General features: G+C 41.0%; 20 protein-coding genes. 19 read left to right on the top strand and 1 reads right to left on the bottom strand.

The genetic code is table 11. The annotated features are described in order from the left end of the window. Nucleotides 1-162: 162 nt before the first annotated feature. From argC to DWX43_RS20530, 15 genes are all read left to right on the top strand, one after another. Nucleotides 163-1,203: an N-acetyl-gamma-glutamyl-phosphate reductase gene (argC, locus tag DWX43_RS20600; protein ID WP_118621668.1), complete on the top strand. Its 1,041-nt coding sequence runs from the start codon at nucleotides 163-165 to the stop codon at nucleotides 1,201-1,203. A 125-nt stretch (nucleotides 1,204-1,328) separates the two neighbouring features. Continuing rightward, entirely contained in the window at nucleotides 1,329-1,778 is a 450-nt protein-coding gene (locus DWX43_RS20595) for a GNAT family N-acetyltransferase (protein WP_109733209.1), read from the top strand. A gap of 69 nt (nucleotides 1,779-1,847) precedes the next feature. Continuing rightward, nucleotides 1,848-3,071: a bifunctional glutamate N-acetyltransferase/amino-acid acetyltransferase ArgJ gene (gene argJ / locus DWX43_RS20590; protein ID WP_118621667.1), complete on the top strand. Its 1,224-nt coding sequence runs from the start codon at nucleotides 1,848-1,850 to the stop codon at nucleotides 3,069-3,071. A 98-nt stretch (nucleotides 3,072-3,169) separates the two neighbouring features. Beyond that, complete coding sequence (gene argB, locus DWX43_RS20585; protein ID WP_118621666.1) at nucleotides 3,170-4,069, top strand: acetylglutamate kinase; 900 nt, start codon at nucleotides 3,170-3,172, stop codon at nucleotides 4,067-4,069. Next, nucleotides 4,059-5,243 (top strand): aspartate aminotransferase family protein, encoded by a 1,185-nt coding sequence (locus tag DWX43_RS20580; RefSeq protein WP_182440777.1) that lies wholly within the window; start codon nucleotides 4,059-4,061, stop codon nucleotides 5,241-5,243. The genes argB and DWX43_RS20580 overlap by 11 nt, the downstream gene beginning before the upstream one ends. 90 nt (nucleotides 5,244-5,333) lie before the next feature. After that, nucleotides 5,334-5,765 carry a DMT family transporter gene (locus DWX43_RS20575; RefSeq protein ID WP_109733097.1) on the top strand — a complete coding sequence of 144 codons (432 nt, stop codon included), beginning with the start codon at nucleotides 5,334-5,336 and terminating at the stop codon, nucleotides 5,763-5,765. Nucleotides 5,766-5,895: 130 nt separating this feature from the next. Next, nucleotides 5,896-6,549, top strand: coding sequence for a helix-hairpin-helix domain-containing protein (locus DWX43_RS20570; protein WP_118621665.1), 654 nt, complete (start codon nucleotides 5,896-5,898; stop codon nucleotides 6,547-6,549). Nucleotides 6,550-6,641: 92 nt separating this feature from the next. Further along, on the top strand, nucleotides 6,642-7,331 hold the full coding sequence (locus DWX43_RS20565; RefSeq protein ID WP_109733099.1) for a response regulator transcription factor: 690 nt from the start codon (nucleotides 6,642-6,644) through the stop codon (nucleotides 7,329-7,331). Continuing rightward, nucleotides 7,288-8,760, top strand: a complete 1,473-nt coding sequence (locus DWX43_RS20560) for an ATP-binding protein (RefSeq protein ID WP_118621664.1) — start codon at nucleotides 7,288-7,290, stop codon at nucleotides 8,758-8,760. The genes DWX43_RS20565 and DWX43_RS20560 overlap by 44 nt, the downstream gene beginning before the upstream one ends. Nucleotides 8,761-8,774: 14 nt before the next feature. Then, nucleotides 8,775-9,713 (top strand): GerMN domain-containing protein, encoded by a 939-nt coding sequence (locus DWX43_RS20555; protein WP_109733101.1) that lies wholly within the window; start codon nucleotides 8,775-8,777, stop codon nucleotides 9,711-9,713. Further along, the gene (locus DWX43_RS20550) at nucleotides 9,710-10,348 is read left to right on the top strand and encodes a ComEC/Rec2 family competence protein (protein ID WP_118621663.1); all 639 of its coding nucleotides are present in this window, start codon (nucleotides 9,710-9,712) and stop codon (nucleotides 10,346-10,348) included. The genes DWX43_RS20555 and DWX43_RS20550 overlap by 4 nt, the downstream gene beginning before the upstream one ends. A 64-nt stretch (nucleotides 10,349-10,412) precedes the next feature. After that, on the top strand, nucleotides 10,413-10,691 hold the full coding sequence (locus DWX43_RS20545; RefSeq protein ID WP_243099417.1) for a hypothetical protein: 279 nt from the start codon (nucleotides 10,413-10,415) through the stop codon (nucleotides 10,689-10,691). A gap of 319 nt (nucleotides 10,692-11,010) precedes the next feature. Then, on the top strand, nucleotides 11,011-13,014 hold the full coding sequence (ligA, locus tag DWX43_RS20540) for an NAD-dependent DNA ligase LigA (protein ID WP_118621661.1): 2,004 nt from the start codon (nucleotides 11,011-11,013) through the stop codon (nucleotides 13,012-13,014). An 82-nt stretch (nucleotides 13,015-13,096) separates the two neighbouring features. Continuing rightward, on the top strand, nucleotides 13,097-13,489 hold the full coding sequence (locus DWX43_RS20535; protein ID WP_118621660.1) for a hypothetical protein: 393 nt from the start codon (nucleotides 13,097-13,099) through the stop codon (nucleotides 13,487-13,489). A 140-nt stretch (nucleotides 13,490-13,629) separates the two neighbouring features. Then, nucleotides 13,630-13,866, top strand: a complete 237-nt coding sequence (locus tag DWX43_RS20530; RefSeq protein ID WP_118621659.1) for a hypothetical protein — start codon at nucleotides 13,630-13,632, stop codon at nucleotides 13,864-13,866. A 99-nt stretch (nucleotides 13,867-13,965) separates the two neighbouring features. Here DWX43_RS20530 and DWX43_RS20525 read toward each other — a convergent pair whose 3' ends face one another. Next, entirely contained in the window at nucleotides 13,966-14,217 is a 252-nt protein-coding gene (locus DWX43_RS20525; protein ID WP_118621658.1) for a helix-turn-helix transcriptional regulator, read from the bottom strand. A 478-nt stretch (nucleotides 14,218-14,695) separates the two neighbouring features. Here DWX43_RS20525 and DWX43_RS20520 point away from each other — a divergent pair, with 478 nt between their 5' ends. From DWX43_RS20520 to DWX43_RS20510, 4 genes are all read left to right on the top strand, one after another. Continuing rightward, nucleotides 14,696-15,430 carry a hypothetical protein gene (locus DWX43_RS20520; RefSeq protein WP_118621657.1) on the top strand — a complete coding sequence of 245 codons (735 nt, stop codon included), beginning with the start codon at nucleotides 14,696-14,698 and terminating at the stop codon, nucleotides 15,428-15,430. A gap of 186 nt (nucleotides 15,431-15,616) precedes the next feature. After that, nucleotides 15,617-15,829: a hypothetical protein gene (locus tag DWX43_RS26810; protein ID WP_147356321.1), complete on the top strand. Its 213-nt coding sequence runs from the start codon at nucleotides 15,617-15,619 to the stop codon at nucleotides 15,827-15,829. Next, nucleotides 15,811-16,368: a hypothetical protein gene (locus DWX43_RS20515; protein ID WP_117500884.1), complete on the top strand. Its 558-nt coding sequence runs from the start codon at nucleotides 15,811-15,813 to the stop codon at nucleotides 16,366-16,368. Before DWX43_RS26810 ends, DWX43_RS20515 begins: the two co-directional genes overlap by 19 nt. 112 nt (nucleotides 16,369-16,480) lie before the next feature. Then, nucleotides 16,481-17,425, top strand: a complete 945-nt coding sequence (locus tag DWX43_RS20510) for a ParM/StbA family protein (protein ID WP_118621656.1) — start codon at nucleotides 16,481-16,483, stop codon at nucleotides 17,423-17,425. Nucleotides 17,426-17,437 lie beyond the last annotated feature (12 nt).

Here is a 17,437-nt window from a genome sequence, read left to right as displayed (position 1 = left end):
ACAACTATTATGCAGAAGAGGGGGACTGTACACGTCTTTCTTTCATGTTACCGTTTACACCCTAAGGGCGTGCACAGCAACAAGGGGAAGTCCGGAAACACTTTACTTCATGCAAAAAGTGGTATATGATAATAAGTTAGAAAAGGAAAGGAAGTAGTACTTATGATTAAAGCAGGGATTATCGGCTCCACAGGATATGCAGGCGGCGAACTTGTCAGAATCCTGACAGCACATAAAGAAGTGGAGATCGTCTGGTATGGATCCAGAAGTTACATAGACAAGAAATATGCACAGGTGTATCAGAACATGTTTCAAATTGTAGACGCAGTGTGCATGGACGATAATATGGAGGAACTGGCTGGCCAGGTAGACGTGATTTTTACGGCAACTCCCCAGGGACTGTGTGCGTCACTTGTAAATGAAGAAATTCTTTCAAAAGTTAAGATTATAGATTTGAGTGCAGATTTCAGAATCAAAGATGTGTCTGTATATGAAAAATGGTATGGGATTGAACACAAGAGTCCGGAATTTATAGAAGAAGCTGTATACGGTTTGTGTGAAATCAACAGAGAAGATGTAAAAAAAGCGCGGCTGGTCGCCAATCCGGGATGCTATACGACCTGCTCGATCTTAACTGCATATCCGCTGGCAAAAGAAGGCCTGATCGATATGAGCACACTGATCATAGACGCGAAATCCGGAACCTCAGGGGCCGGAAGAGGCGCAAAGCTTCCTAACCTCTACTGTGAAGTAAATGAAAACATAAAGGCATATGGCGTGGCAACACACCGGCATACCCCTGAGATAGAAGAACAGCTGGGATATGCCGCAGGAGAAAAAATCCTTGTGAATTTTACCCCCCATCTGGTCCCAATGAACAGAGGAATCCTCGCAACAGAATATGCAAAACTAAAAAAAGACGTCACCTACGAAGAAGTAAAGGCCATATACGATAAATACTATGCCGACGAAAAATTTATCCGGGTACTCGACAAAGATATCTGCCCCGAGACAAAATGGGTCGAAGGCAGCAATTACGTAGACATAAACTTCAAAATAGACGAAAGAACCGGACGTATCATCATGATGGGGGCTATCGACAACCTCGTAAAAGGCGCGGCAGGTCAGGCAGTGCAGAACATGAACCTAATGTTTGGCTTTAAAGAAACAGAAGGGCTGGAACTAGTACCAATGTTCCCTTAATTGGGGACGTAATCTTTTTAAGGTTTACTACGTCCCCAATTGAGTTAAGTGGTGTCCCTAAATGAATGAAGTGGTGTACCGGAATGAAAATTGTGGTGTACCCGATTGGAATTGAGAGGATAAATATGATTCGTGTAATGACAATAGAAGACTATGACGGTGTATATGCCCTGTGGATGACAATCAAGGGTTTTGGCATTCGCAGTATTGATGATTCCAGAGAGGGAGTGAGACGCTTTCTTAAGAGAAATCCGGCAACGAGTGTGGTTGCGGAGGAGGACGGGAAGATTGTCGGTAGCATTTTATGCGGACATGATGGCAGAAGGGGTTGTATGTATCATGTGTGTGTGGATCGGGAATATCGAAGACGCGGTATTGGCAAAGGCATGGTTGTCATGGCTATGGAGGCATTAAAAAAGGAAGAAATCAGCAAGGTTTCTCTGATTGCATTTACAAAAAATGATGTGGGAAATGCATTCTGGAATACGATAGGATGGACAGAGCGGCTGGATTTGAATTATTATGATTTTGTTTTGAATACGGAAAATATTACAGCTTTTAATCAAAGCGAATAATTTTTTAAAGTTTTTATTTTAACTATTGAATACGTACGAATTGAATGGGTAAAGAAAGGAATGGAAAGTATGAAAATTATTAAAGGCGGAGTAACCGCAGCAAAAGGATTTGAGGCAGCATCGGTGGCAGCAGGGATTAAGTATAAAGACCGTACGGATATGGCACTTATATATAGTAAGAAACCGTGCAAGACAGCAGGAACATTTACGACAAATGTTGTAAAAGCAGCACCTGTTAAGTGGGACAAAAATGTAGTGGAAAACGGTATTAAATCACAGGCAATCGTTGTAAATTCGGGTATTGCCAATGCCTGTACAGGAGAAGATGGTTATGGCTATTGCGAAGAAACTGCAAAAGCCGCAGCAAAAGAACTTGGCATAGAGGCAGAAGGTGTCCTGATCGGCTCAACAGGTGTGATCGGCATGCAGCTTCCAATTGATAAATTAAAAAATGGTATAGCAAAACTTGCTGTTAACAAAAATAAAGATATTGAAAGCGGAACGCAGGCAGCGAAAGCGATTATGACTACAGATACAGCAGAAAAAGAAATTGCTGTAACAATTGAAGTGGGCGGTAAAACAGTAACAATCGGCGGGATGGCAAAGGGCTCTGGGATGATTCATCCAAATATGTGTACGATGCTTTCCTTTATTACTACCGATGCGGTTATTTCAAAGAAAGCACTGCAGAGTGCATTAAGTGAAGACGTCAGCGAGACTTATAATATGATTTCTGTAGATGGTGATACATCCACAAATGATACAGTTCTGCTGCTCGCAAATGGGCTTGCTAAGAACGAAAAAATCAAATACGGAACAAAAGATTATGAAAAATTTGCGGGAGCCCTTCACATAGTAAACGAATATCTTGCAAAAAAAATAGCAGGTGACGGTGAAGGTGCGACAGCATTGTTTGAAGTGAAAGTAGTGGGTGCATCAGACAAGACTCAGGCAAAAACTCTCGCGAAATCAATTGTTTGTTCCAATCTCACAAAAACCGCGATCGCAGGACATGATGCAAACTGGGGGCGAATCTTGTGTGCAATGGGATACTCAGGTGCACAGTTTGAACCAGAAAAAGTGGACTTGTTCTTTGAAAGCAAAGCAGGAAAAATACAGATCATAGAAAATGGAACAGCAATCGCTTACAGCGAAGAGAAAGCAACAGAAATACTCTCTCAGTCCGAAGTAACAGCAATTGCCGATATCAAAGAAGGTGCAGAAACAGCAACTGCATGGGGGTGTGACTTAACCCACGGATACATCGACATCAATGCAGATTACCGTAGTTAAGTCATTTTGGTACACCACTTTTGACGTTTTGGTACACCACAAAAGTTAATTTGGGACGTAGTAAACATGAGAAATATTACGTCCGCAAGGAGGGTTTTATGAACGAGAATATGCAGCAATACCTCGACAAGGCGCAGGTTTTGATTGAAGCGCTTCCGTACATCCAGCGTTTTAATCGTAAGATTATCGTTGTGAAATATGGCGGAAGTGCTATGGTTGATGAGGACTTGAAAAAGCAGGTTATTGAAGATGTGACTTTGCTGAAGCTGGTTGGCTTTAAGCCGATTATTGTGCATGGCGGCGGCAAGGAGATCAGCAAATGGGTAGGCAAGGTAGGCATGGAGCCGCAGTTTATTAACGGGCTGCGTGTGACGGATGCAGATACGATGGAAGTCGCAGAGATGGTGCTGGGCAAGGTAAATAAGAGTCTGGTGCAGCACGTGGAGGAACTGGGTGTCCGTGCCATTGGTATCAGTGGCAAGGACGGCGGGCTTCTCAGGGTGGATAAGAAGCTTTCAGGCGGAGAGGACATTGGTTTTGTCGGTGAGGTAAAGAAAGTCAATGCAGACATTTTATATGATCTTCTGGAAAAGGATTTCCTCCCGATCGTATGCCCTGTAGGAATGGATGATGAATTTAATACATACAATATCAATGCAGATGACGCGGCTTGTGCGATCGCGCGTGCCGTGAAAGCGGAGAAGCTTGCTTTTCTGACGGATATTGAGGGTGTTTATAAGGACCCGGAGGATCCGAAGACGTTAATCTCTGAACTAAGGGTTGATGAAGCCCAGAAACTGATGGCTGACGGATACATTGGAGGCGGTATGCTGCCGAAGCTGCAGAACTGTATTGATGCCATCGAGAACGGGGTTTCCAGGGTGCATATTCTGGACGGGCGGATTCCGCACTGTCTGCTGTTGGAAATCTTCACAAACAGAGGGATCGGCACCGCAATTTTAAATGGAGAAGAAAGCAGGTATTATCATGGTGAATAAAAAGATTCAGGCCTCAGAAGAGAATCTGATCCATGTGTACAATCGTTTTCCGGTTGCACTGGAGCGCGGAGACGGCATGTATGTATATGATACAGACGGCAGGGAATATCTGGACTTTGCCGCCGGGTTTGCAGTGACCGGGCTCGGATATAATCACAAAGAGCTGAATGATACCCTGAAGGAACAGATTGACAAGATCTACCATATCTCCAATCTTTACTATCATGAGAACTGCGGAGAGGCGGCCAAAGAGCTGAACCGGATTTCAGGAATGGACAGAGTGTTCTTTACGAACAGTGGAAGTGAGGCAAATGAAGGCGCGCTGAAGGCGGCGAGAAGATACGCATATACAAAGCAGACGGGAAGATATGAGTTTATCGCGATGGAAAATTCATTTCACGGAAGGAGCTTCGGCGCCGTGTCGGTTACAGGACACGACTCATACCGGGAACCATTCGAGCCGGTTGTGCCGGGCGTACGTTTTGCAAAGTTTAATGATCTGGACAGTGTAAAGGAACTTATAAATGATAAGACGTGTGCCATTATTCTGGAGGCTCTTCAGGGGGAAGGCGGCATCAATCTGGCTTCTTGGGAATTTATGAACGGCATCCGGGAACTGTGTGATGAAAACGGTATTTTAATGATCTGCGATGAGATTCAGTGCGGGATGGGACGTACCGGTGATTATTTCACCTATCAGGGATTCGGTGTAAAACCGGATATTGTTACGATGGCAAAGGCGATCGGGAACGGCATCCCGGTAGGAGCTTTTGCAATGACAAACGAAGTTGCAGAATATTCTTTAAGACCGGGAGACCACGGGGCGACCTACGGAGGAAATCCTCTGGCCTGCACAGCCGTGAAAAAGGTCATTGAAATCTTCGAGAGGGACCACATTGTTGAGCATGTAAGGCAGGTGGCACCATATCTGGAGAAGCGGCTGGATGAGCTTGTTGATGAACTGGACTGTGTTGTCAGAAGAAAAGGAAAAGGACTGATGCAGGGGCTGGAATTCAATATACCTGTTGCTGAAATCAATCAAAAAACAATCGCGGAGGGACTGCTTGTGATACAGGCGCAGGGCAATGTAATCCGTTTCCTCCCTCCGTTAATCATGGAAGAAAAACATGTTGATGAGATGATTGAACGCCTAAAACGCGCTCTTACAAGATAAATACTTCAAGATAAAAATACTTATAAAAACCATTCATTGGGACATACTACTTATGACACGCAGAATAAAAACTGCAGGAGGTATGAGAAAATGATTGGTTTTTTTATTGCCCTGCTCTCAGGAGCATTGATGAGTGTGCAGGGTGTATTTAACACACAGGTGACAAAAACAACCGGCATGTGGGTCGGCAACGCATGGGTGCAGCTGTCTGCATTTGCGGTCTGTCTGGTGGCCTGGTTTATCACAGGGCGGGACAGCATAACGGCAATTGCAAAAGTAGAGCCGAAATATATGCTTCTGGGCGGGGTGATCGGCGCGGGGATCACTTGGACAGTCATCAAAAGTATGTCTGCACTCGGACCGGCGAAGGCCGCGCTTCTGATCGTGATCGCACAGTTAATTGTGGCATATGTCATTGAACTGCTCGGTATTTTCGGAGTGGATAAGGCACCTCTGGACTGGAGAAAAATCGGGGGACTTGCACTGGCACTGATCGGAATCGCCATATTCCAGTGGGAATGACGGGGCAGGCTGTAATAAAGATGTAACAAAAACGTAAAAATATGTATTGTAATTTAATCTATAATTCGTTACAATATTAATGTCCGGCATTGGGGGATTTCTAAACGTCTGGTTCAGACGGGAGGATAAGATGAAGGGCAAGAGATTAAAACGAATCTGTACATTTCTGTGTATATTCACTGCCGCAGCAGTCCTGACGGCGGGGTGTGCGAAGGAAAAGGCAGATGATCTGACGGAGCTTGAGTTAGAACAGACCGGGCAGGGTCAGGCAGAGACGAAGGGAAAAGAAACAGAAGGGGCTGTGAACGGCGGTACAGTGGAACAGAAAGATGAAGACACAGTTTTTGTTTATGTCTGCGGCGCAGTGAACACTCCGGGAGTATATGAATTATCCGGCAAAGCCAGGGTATATGAGGCGATTGCACGGGCAGGCGGCACAAGAGCTGACGCTGCATCTGAATCACTAAATCAGGCAAGGGCAGTAACGGATGGGGAGCGCATTTATATACCAACGCTGGAAGAACTGGAAAAAGGGATTGTAGACGGCGAAGTGCCGGAAGTAACGGGATCGGATCAGAAAGATGAGGGAAAGATAAATATTAATACGGCTGGAAAAGAGGACTTAAAGACCCTGCCCGGTATAGGTGATGCCAAGGCAGACAGCATCATTTCTTACCGGGAAATGAACGGAGGGTTTCAGGCCATTGAGGACCTGATGAATGTTGAGGGAATCAAAGACGGCGTGTTTAATAAAATAAAAGACAAAATTACAGTTACAGGCTAGAATGTGTTTGAGTATTCAGTGTATAATCAGGAAACAGCAGTACATATGATAGATCAAACACGCTCAATGTAAGAGTTAAGGGAAAGAGGAGTATGGGCAAGAAGAAAATCTTAGTAGTAGATGACGAAAAATTAATTGTAAAAGGGATTCGTTTCAGCCTTGAGCAGGACGGCATGGAAGTAGATTGTGCCTATGACGGCGAAGAGGCGCTAGAGTATGCGAAGAACTGTGAGTACGATCTGGTACTTCTTGACGTAATGCTTCCAAAGCTGGACGGATTTCAGGTCTGCCAGCAGATCAGGGAATTTTCAGATATGCCGGTTGTAATGCTGACGGCAAAAAGTGAGGATATGGATAAGATTCTGGGACTGGAATACGGTGCAGACGACTATATTACAAAGCCATTCAACATTCTGGAGGTAAAAGCCCGCATCAAGGCAATCATGAGAAGAACTGCAAAGAGAGAAGAACCGGCCAACAGTACAGTAATCGTGAAGGGCACCATGAGGATCGACTGCGAAAGCCGCAGGGTATTTATCGGGGAGCGGGAGATCAATCTGACAGCGAAAGAATTCGATGTACTGGAGCTGCTGGCAATGAATCCGAATAAGGTATACAGCAGGGAGAACCTGCTGAATCTGATCTGGGGCTATGATTATCCCGGAGATGCAAGAACAGTGGATGTACACATCAGGAGGCTGCGTGAGAAGATCGAGCTGAATCCGAGCGAGCCGAAATATGTACATACAAAGTGGGGAGTTGGTTATTATTTCCAGGGGTAGTTTTCATTTCAGGTTTAACAGTAAATTCTTAAAAAGTCTGCGGTTCTGTATCATCGTGCTGCTGCTCGTAGTATCCATTGTACCGTGTTTCGCCGCGTACAACGGGATCATTAAATCCTATGAATCGAGAGCCGTATCATTAAGGACCGCAGAGATACAGAATCAATGTACAATTCTAAGCAATCAGCTGAACAGCTATAATTATCTGGCGGATACGTCTTCCGAAGTTATCAATGCAAGTTTAACGCAGTTAACGAATATTTATAATGGGCGTGTGATGATCGTAGATAATGATCTGCAGGTCGTAAAAGACACGTATTCGCTGGATGAAGGGAAGACGATCGTGTCTGAGGACGTCATCCGCTGTATGAAAGGGCACAGTACTAATTTTTACGACAAGGAAAACCGGTACATAGCAGTGACCTCCCCTGTCATGGAGGGAGACTCAGAGCGGATATCGGGAGTCATACTTGCCAGCGTATCGACAGATACGATCGAGGACAGCCTGGAAATTCTCAGGACGAAGGGCAGCGCCATTATCGGGATTGTAATTATACTGATGCTGGGCATCAGTCTCTTTATTGCAGGACGGATTGTCAGACCCCTGCGCAGAATTACAGAATCCATTGCAGATGTGTCAGAAGGGTATGACGATGAAGTACTGCATGTTAATACATTTACGGAGACGAAACAGCTTTCAGAGGCATTTAATAAGATGCTGGGACGTCTGAAGCAGCTGGACCAGTCCAGAGAAGAGTTTGTATCCAACGTCTCACACGAGTTGAAGACACCGCTGACATCCATGAAAGTACTTGCAGATTCCCTGCTTGCACAGGAAGATGTACCAATCGAGCTTTATCAGGAATTCATGGGGGATATTGCAAAAGAAATCGACAGGGAAAATGATATCATAACGGACCTTTTATCTCTTGTTAAGATGGACAAGACTGCAAAAGACCTTCATATCAAATCAGTAAATATCAATGAATTGCTGGAACTGATTCTGAAGAGGCTGAAGCCGATCGCAGAGACGAAGAATGTGGAAGTGGTGCTGGAAAGTTTCCGGCCGGTAACGGCTGAGATTGACGAGGTGAAGCTGACGCTCGCCTTCTCCAATCTTGTAGAGAATGCAATCAAGTACAACCATGAGGGCGGATGGGTCCACGTCTCGCTGAACGCAGACCATAAGTATTTTTATGTAAAAGTAGCAGATTCCGGAATCGGGATACCGGAAGAGGACCAGGTTCATATTTTCGAACGTTTTTACCGGGTGGACAAGTCTCATTCAAGGGAAATGGGCGGGACTGGCCTGGGACTGGCCATTGCAAGAAACGCGGTTATCATACACAGGGGTTCTGTCAAAATCTACAGCAATGAGGGGGAGGGGACGACATTTACTGTACGGATACCTCTGACCTATGTAGCTTAAGGAGGGCGCGAAAGATGGGAAAAAGAAAAAGCGGCGCCTATATGGTGATCTGTATATTGTTTCTTAGTATGTTCATATCTGCATGTTCAAAAAAAACAGAAGTGAAAGCCGGTGATCCGTACATTTACTGTCTCAATTCAGACAGGACAGGGCTTGTCAAGGCAGCCTATGAGAATACGGAGAAAGATCCGCTTAAGGCGGCACGGGCCATGCTGAAGGAATTGAAGAAGCCGACAGAAGATATAGAAATTACAACCCCCATCCCGAAAGATGTCAAGGTACAGGAAAGCGAACTGGAGGGTCAGGTCCTGTATCTGGACTTTAACGGGAAATATCTGGAAATGCCGCCGCTGGAGGAAAAACTGGTGCGTGCGGCGATTGTGCAGTCGATCGTGAGGATAGACGGGATCAGTGCCCTTTGGTTTACAATTGACGGAGAAGACCTGCATAACGGGGATGGGACACTTGCCGGTTTCTTAAATGAAGATGATTTTGTCCAGAATACGGATTCTTCCCTGAGCTCTTACCAGACAGGGACACTGACTTTGTATTTTGCAAACGAGGCAGGGGACAGGCTGGTCGAACAGGAGCTGGATGTAAGATACAGCAGTAATATGTCCAAAGAAAAGCTGATCGTTGAGAAGTTGATGAAGGGGCCTAAGAAAAACACTGGAAAGCCTACATTGAATCCAAATGTGAGTGTGTTAGGAGTGACAATTAAGGATGGGATCTGTTATGTGAATTTCGACGATGAATTCCTGACAGGCGGTGTAGACGTAAAACCGGAACTTACCATTTATTCGATTGTCAATTCCATTGTGGAGGGGACAACGGCAAGTAAAGTACAGATAACGATTAATGGAGAGAAAAATGTATCCTACATGGATACCGTAGATTTAACCCAACCGCTCCAGCGGGATATGGAGTGGGTGGAGAAAACGGAGGAAGAATGATAAAACGGCCGCTTTGCGCTGCGGCTGTCCTCTTTCTTTGTATTCAGGCAGTTATCACCGGCGGGCTTTTTCATGCACCAGATCAGAAGCCCGCCGCTTTTGAAAAAAATTTGGAATACAAAAGCGGGGTTGTCCTTACGGGCACCGTCTGCCGGAGAGAGGAAAAGCCGGATTATACAATATTATATCTAAAGGACAATCGTGTCCTTATGAAAAAACGAATCTTTCAGGAATCTAAAATTCTTGTTTATATCGAAACAACAAATCATATTTCAATCGGAAACAAAATCAAAGTAACGGGTCAGGCAGAAGCTTTTGAGGCCGCCAGAAATCCCGGGAATTTTAATCAGAAGTTTTATTACCAGAAACAGGGAATCCATGCATTTGTATGGGCAGACACCGTGGAAGTACAAAATCAGCATATTTTTTTACTGAGAGAAAAGCTGGCAGTATTAAGGGCGGAATGGAAGAAAAAGCTGACAGAACATCTGGGAGACTATTACGGAAACAGTATGAGTGCAATTCTTCTGGGTGACAAAAGTGAACTGGACAGCGAATTAAAGGACTTGTATCAAAAAAGTGGAATCGGGCATATTTTGGCCAAAAAATGTACTAGTGGATATATATGTGTATAATGTTGATTGTGCGTGAAAAAAGATATTATTTGATACAGGAAACACAGGAAGAGGAGAGATGTGTATGCAGTATGCAGTTGTGGAGTATTATAATGTAAAGTTTTACATCATATTTAAAAGAGATGAAGATATTTCTAAATTTTGGTATTTAAGCAATCGGATAGAAGCAGGTGAGAAATTATATATGAGAGATATTTATCGTTGGTGTGTTGTTCATAAGATACATATAATGAGTAAATTTGTATATTTGAAAGATATACCAATTACAGCAAATATTTGGAATTATTATAGTTATTTACGTGCGAAAAGCGAATATAAAAGATTAAAACATGAGTATAGTTAGAAAATATTTTGATAGTATTGGGCAAATTTAATGATCAAAGTATTCTATTGACAGTTATAGGTTCTACATATAAAATAAGTATGACACACATTTGTAATTCCGAGATACAGAAGGAATTATAAAACTTTTGTTCTAAGCAGAGTGATTAGAACCATGATTTTTGCAGATGAAGTCTGCTATCGTGTTTTGAGTACAGAAAGGCATTGATTATTTTTATGGAATAATCAGTGTCTTTTTTTGTTTTAACAAAAGTTGTGTCAGAAAGTAGGACATAGTTTCGCTTAAACAATCAAAGTAGTAGAAAGGAGCTGTGGGTAACATGTTGCAGGAAATTAAAACATTAGTTCAGACATTGAATGAACAGCGGGATGCATATTATAATAAGGATTCCCCAAAGATGACTGATAAGGAATATGACCGTCTATTTGACCGTTTGGAAGAACTGGAGAAAAAATCAGGAATTATCTTCTCTAATTCGCCAACGCAGAGTGTCGGTTATTATCCAGTCAGTGAATTAGCGAAAGTAAGGCATACAAGAGCGTTGCTTTCGCTTGAAAAAACAAAACAGATTAGGGAGTTGGCTGATTTTATGGAAAATCAGGATACCTTACTGATGTTGAAACTGGATGGACTGACTGTTAAGCTTGTCTATGAAGAGGGTAGGCTGGTACAGGCATCTACTCGTGGTGATGGAAATGTTGGAGAGGATATTACCCACAATATCCCTGCATTTGAAAATGTTCCGCTTTCTATCAGTTATAGGGAAAGGCTTGTTACGACTGGCGAGGCATTTATCTATAAGGACGATTTTCGCCAGTTAAAAGATACAATCCGAGATGGAAATGGAGAACCTTATAAAAATGCCCGCAATTTGGCTTCCGGTTCTGTCCGTAATCTGAATCCAGAAGTGTGTAAAGGACGACATGTTCATTTTATTCCCTTTAATGTGTTAGAGGGGATGGATGAAGGAACTGGTGTTGATAGTAGGGAGTTTAAGCTAATGCAACTTGGAGTCTTGGGATTTGATACTTGTCCTTATGTATATATGGAAGCAGGAAAACACAGTGAGAAAGAACTTAAAGAGCAGATTGAGAAGTTGAAAACTGTTGCAAGTGAAAAGGGAATTCCCATAGATGGTTTGGTTCTTATTTATGACAATCTTAGCTATTCTTTTAAATGTGGTAAAACTGGACACCATTATAAGGATGGACTTGCCTACAAGTTTGAGGATGAAACTTATGAAACAACACTACAAGAAATAGAATGGACACCTTCACGATCTGGTGATTTAGCACCGGTTGCTGTATTTGATTCTGTAGAGATTGACGGTGCGGATGTTTCAAGAGCATCACTCCATAACTTGTCTTTCATTAAGAATTTGGAATTGGTTCCTGGATGCCGTATTCTGGTTTCAAAGCGGAATATGATTATTCCACATATAGAGGATAACCTTGATAGGGGTTTTTATTATGACACTTATCCGCTTCAATGCCCTTGTTGTGGCCGTAATACAAGAATACGGAAAGGGAAAACGAATAAAGGAAATACTTTGGAGACTATATACTGTGACAATCCGGAATGCGATAGCCAGATATTAAAGAAGTATGTTCACTTTGTAGCGAAAAAGGCAATGGATATATCTGGGATTTCCGAATCAAATTTGCGGCGTTTTTTGGAATGTGGATGGCTTACTTCATTCCAGGACATTTACCATTTAGACAGGTATCGAAAAGAAATTGTTGCTTTGGATGGATATGGGGAAAAGTCTTATGAGAGGCTTTGGACAGCAATCAATGAGAGCAGAAACACAGATTTTATCCATTATTTGACTGCAATGGACATTCCAATGGTAGGTACGACAAAGAGCAGGGTGTTGTGTGAAATTTTTGAAGGAAATTTGGACAGCTTTGAGAAAGCGGCTACAGGAAACTTTGATTTTTCAAAGATAGAAGATTTCGGAGATGTTTTAAACCGAAATATTCATACGTGGTTTGCAAATGAAGAGAATTTGAGCTTGTGGAGGGATTTGCAAATGGAAATGAGCTTTAGACCTATGGAGAGTGAAACAGAAGAAAACAAGTTAGTAACGGTTGATAATCCGTTTCAAGGCTGTACGATTGTTGTTACAGGTAAACTTATGACCTTTACTCGTGATGGAATCAATACAAAGATATGGGAACTTGGTGGAAAACCGGGGAGTTCAGTCAGTAAGAATACAGATTATCTAATTTGCGGTGAAAAGGCTGGAAGTAAACTAGCAAAGGCACAGTCATTGGGAATAAAAATTCTTTCAGAAGTAGAATTTTTGGATATGATTGCATAGGTAAAGAAAGGGACAATAGGTAAAGATCAGAAAGGCATTGATTATTTTATGGAATAGTCAATGCCTTTTTAAGGAGAATAGTATGGGGTATAGAGAGCTTGCAGTAAAGATAAAGAATGGATATAGCAGTTTAAAAAGAGAGCCAGTATTTAAATGTTTAGATATTATCTGGAATCAAAAGTTAAAAACAGCAGAGATTTCCGTAGTAAATGATGCAGAATTTAAAGTCATTATCATTGGCAGTACGCAAAATCTTACTACATCAAGAGGATATATGTATTTGTTTTACACAAATGACAGCAAGGTATTATTTCCTTCCGTCAAAGAAATAATACGCAGATTGAAGATTGTTGCAAGCGGAGAGAGGTTGACAGATCAAGATGCAGAGTACTTTGATTGGGAGGAATATGGTTCATTAGAAATGCAAAGAATTTATTTTTCTGAAATTATTAAAAGGGAGGCGAAAACGACTTAGGCTGTAAAGTGTTTTTAAGGAAGCATAATTATATGAATCTAGTAAGGGCTAGAGGGATAAAGAGTGTAATGAAGAAGTTGTGGTATTATTAGAAGAAAAGTGATAGAATAAAAAATATAATCATATAGGAGGATATAATTATGCCAAGAGGAAGAAAGAAAATGGAAAAAATTACTTTGGAAGAACAGTTAGCTTTGGTTGACAAGGAGATTGAGGCTACAGAGAGTTCATTAAAAAATTTACGTCTGAAGAGAAAAGATTTGAAAATAAAGATTGAAGAACAGCAAAAGGATGAACTTTATAGATTAGTTCAGAACTCAGGTAAGAGTTTGGAAGAAGTTATAGCAATGTTGAAAGAAGAGAAAGAAGAGAATTAAGAGCATGATGCAAAAGAGTACTGGGCTTGGAGATGTCCAGTACTTTTTTTGTAATTTACACTATTAGTAATGCAATAGATATTTTCAATTCTAAAAAACCTAAGAAATGGAGAGGTGAACATCACGAAAAAAGCAATTGTAGTCCACTTGAAAGATTTGTGCCAAGCCTGCTAAGATAGAAATTCGAATATTATATGTACCGTTCTCTATTTGTGAATATACGCTGCGAGTGATATCTAAATTCAGAAGTTGTAGTTTTGTTGCTACCTGTTCTTGAGTCATATGGCGTTCTATCCGAAGTTCCCGGATTCTAGTGCCGATTGATATGTCCTGTTTTAATTTTTGATCCATTTTATTTTCTCCCTTACTTATATACATATTACAGAAAAATTTGCAATGAATACGTTGCATTGCTATCTTGATTCTATGGGAGAAAGAGGATATAATTGCAATGAATAGGTTGCAAAATGAAGAATGTGGTAAAAAAAATTTTAAAAATTTATATTTTACAAATGAAATAGAAAAACCTTTGAAAAAGTAGGAAAAACGAGCCATGTGAGAGGGCAAGAATATTGAGAGCAGGATATTCATGGCATTGGTTAAAGATTGAAAAATAATCTCTTGTTGGAGATCCTTTTATAAAACGTATGTAGAAGGAATAACTGTGCATGGATTATTTCGCCATCAATGAAATTTTCTGGAGTAGCACTGCAAGTTGGCGGTTGGATTCCACATCGTTTCATACCCTCTTTTTGAATTTGTTTTATGATAAAACATAAATAATGACTGATAGAATCATAAATAGAGAGTGTTAGGAGGGTAGAGGAAAATGAAACGGTATTATGTGGTACATGTAAAGCTAATTTGGGGAATGGTGCTCTTATCTTTTGCATCTCTTTTGTGGAACGGGGTTCAATTTTTCAGTCAGAAAGATAATCTTATTGAAGAGAGAAAAAATCAGAAAGAGGTTTCTTATGAATATAAAAAAATCGAATTTGCTCATTCAAAAGTAAAAGATTCGGTGGACTGTTATCTGTGCGGAAATAATAAGCGCAGCCTTATGGGAATGTATCGGAATTCTGATGAATTGGGAATTGTCAGTGTTAACCATTGGCATGTGGAAAATCTCCGTACACGGAACAGGGATGATGCAGGACAACTGATTAATTCCAGCGGTTCTGTAAATACAATTACAGGAACGGGAGAGGGTGGCAATTTCTTTTACAGCAGCCCTATGAGTAATCGTGGGATTTCTAATGTAAAAGTGAACTATGGAGAAGATAGTATTTTAGATGGAAAGGTAGCGAGAAAATTATTCTGCCAAGCTTGTCTGGAGAAGCTGGAAAGGGTAACAGAAACGTATGTGCCGGAAGACAAAAGCCCTAAGGTAAGAGATTTATTTCTTATAGATTTTAAAACCATGGAACTGTATTCCCTACAGGGACAATATACAGCATATATGATTCGAGATTATTATGTGCAAATTGATTATCAGGAGGAAGGCTTGAAAGTGACAGCCTTTTATGCACCGATATTGGAAAATGGGGAAAAAAGAATAGAATAATATTTATGTATTATAAGATAAGTTAAAGGATTTTGATTATCAGTTGATAATTGAAATTCTTTTTTTATGGTTTTTTACACTTAAATTTATATTTATTTACAGAAACATCACATGTACCGCCTTTTTATTTATTGAAGTTTGGTACATTGACAATTAAATACAGTAGTCACTGAAGCGTTCAGACGGATGTACACAGGAGAATGGAAAACAGTTTGGAGGAATTATATGTTGTTGTTAAGCGTTATAGGTGGCATTTTATTTTTTTTATTGTATTGCTGCCTTGTGGTAGGAAAAAGAAGTGATAGAAAACTGGCAGATTATGAGGAAAGAGAAGAACAGAAAACAAGTAAAGATACTGCAAAGAAATTGGGGGCAGATATATGGGAAAAACAGGAGTAATAAATAGGGATTTTACTGGGGAGGAAAATAACGTTTACCATGATGTAATCCGGCTATTTAAAATATATCGAGCCGTAAACTGGAGAATGCAGATTAAAGTCAATCAAGTAAAGCACCGGATACGGGAAGAGTATGGAACGGATCTTGATGAATTTTTGGATAGTATCTATCAGGCTGGTATGGATATCAATCAGGATTTAGATGATATGAAGCAGAGGATAGAAGTAATCAACCGATCTAATAAGTTTCTGAAACTGATAGATGAAGCGGTAGAGTTGATGAGAAATTTTCATCCGCAAGGAGAACGTTATTACTGGGTTTTATATTACAGTTATATGTCAGCACGAAAAGCAGAGAACATAGATGAGATATTAGACCTGTTAGAGCCGCATTTTCCAAAAATCACACGAATACACCGGGCAACGTATTTCCGATGGCGAGAGCAGGCTTTTCAAGCTGTCAGCAGTATTTTGTGGGGATATGAAGACGAGAGCAGACAGATTATTGAGTACTTCAAAAATAATTTTGAAGTGGAATAGATATTCTGTTGACATGAAAAGTGCGAAAAATTTATATTAGGTACAAGTAATCAATGCGCATAAATTACACAATAATTTTTGAAAGATTTGTACCGGAAAGGAGAGACAAAATATGTTAATGATACCGATTGACACAGGAAATAAAGCAATTAAAACAGAAAATTTTGAGTTTCATTCTGGGATTACGGCATTGGAGAGCATGCCGGGGGAAAATGAAGAGGCGTTAATGTTTCAAGATAAATATTATCGGTTAAGCCATGAAAGAAATGTGTATTTGCCGGATAAGACGCTGGATGACCGTTATTACCTACTGACACTGTTTGCAATTGCAAAAGAATTGGAAAAGCTGAGACAGTCCAGACTATTTATTCCGGGGGAACTGATTAGTATGGACCTGGTAGTAGGACTTCCGCCGCTATATTATCGGAGTCAGTACAAAAAGTTCAGAGACTACTTTTATCGAGAGGGGCGGTTGGTTCATTGTGCATATATGGGAAGGTCATACCGATTGACTTTCTCTAATGTATATGTTCATATGCAGACATACGCTGCATATCTGTATCTGGCGAAAGAACTGAAACTGTCTACATATCCAAAAGTATTGATGATTGATATTGGCGGATATACCTTAGATTACATGTTATTGGAGAAGGGTATGATTTTGTGGAATTACACAGATTCAACAGGAAAAGGCGTTATCTCCATGTATCAGAGGGTAAATAAAGGGATTCGTGAAAAGTTTGACTTGGACTTAAAAGAAAATGATATTGATTCTGTTCTGAAAGAAGAAAGCTGTATGTACGGCGAGGCGATTCGAAAACGGGTAGTAGAAATCGTTACCGAACATGTGGAAGAAATACTGGGAATGTTTCGGGAGTGCGGAATAGATTTGCGTTCGGCAATGACGATTTTTGTAGGTGGAGGTTCAATTCTTTTATCAAAGATAATTGAAACCGTGTGGAAACGATATGACGGAGAATATTACGTGGTAAATGATTCAAAAGTCAATGTACATGGGTACCGAAAAAAATATCTGTTTGATAAAGAAATGCAGTAAAAGGGGGTATCC

It is taken from the genome of Clostridium sp. AF19-22AC (assembly GCF_003479085.1).
In the GTDB taxonomy this organism is placed as follows: Bacteria; Bacillota; Clostridia; order Lachnospirales; family Lachnospiraceae; genus Faecalicatena_A; species Faecalicatena_A orotica.
This window is presented reverse-complemented; position numbering and strand designations above follow the sequence as displayed.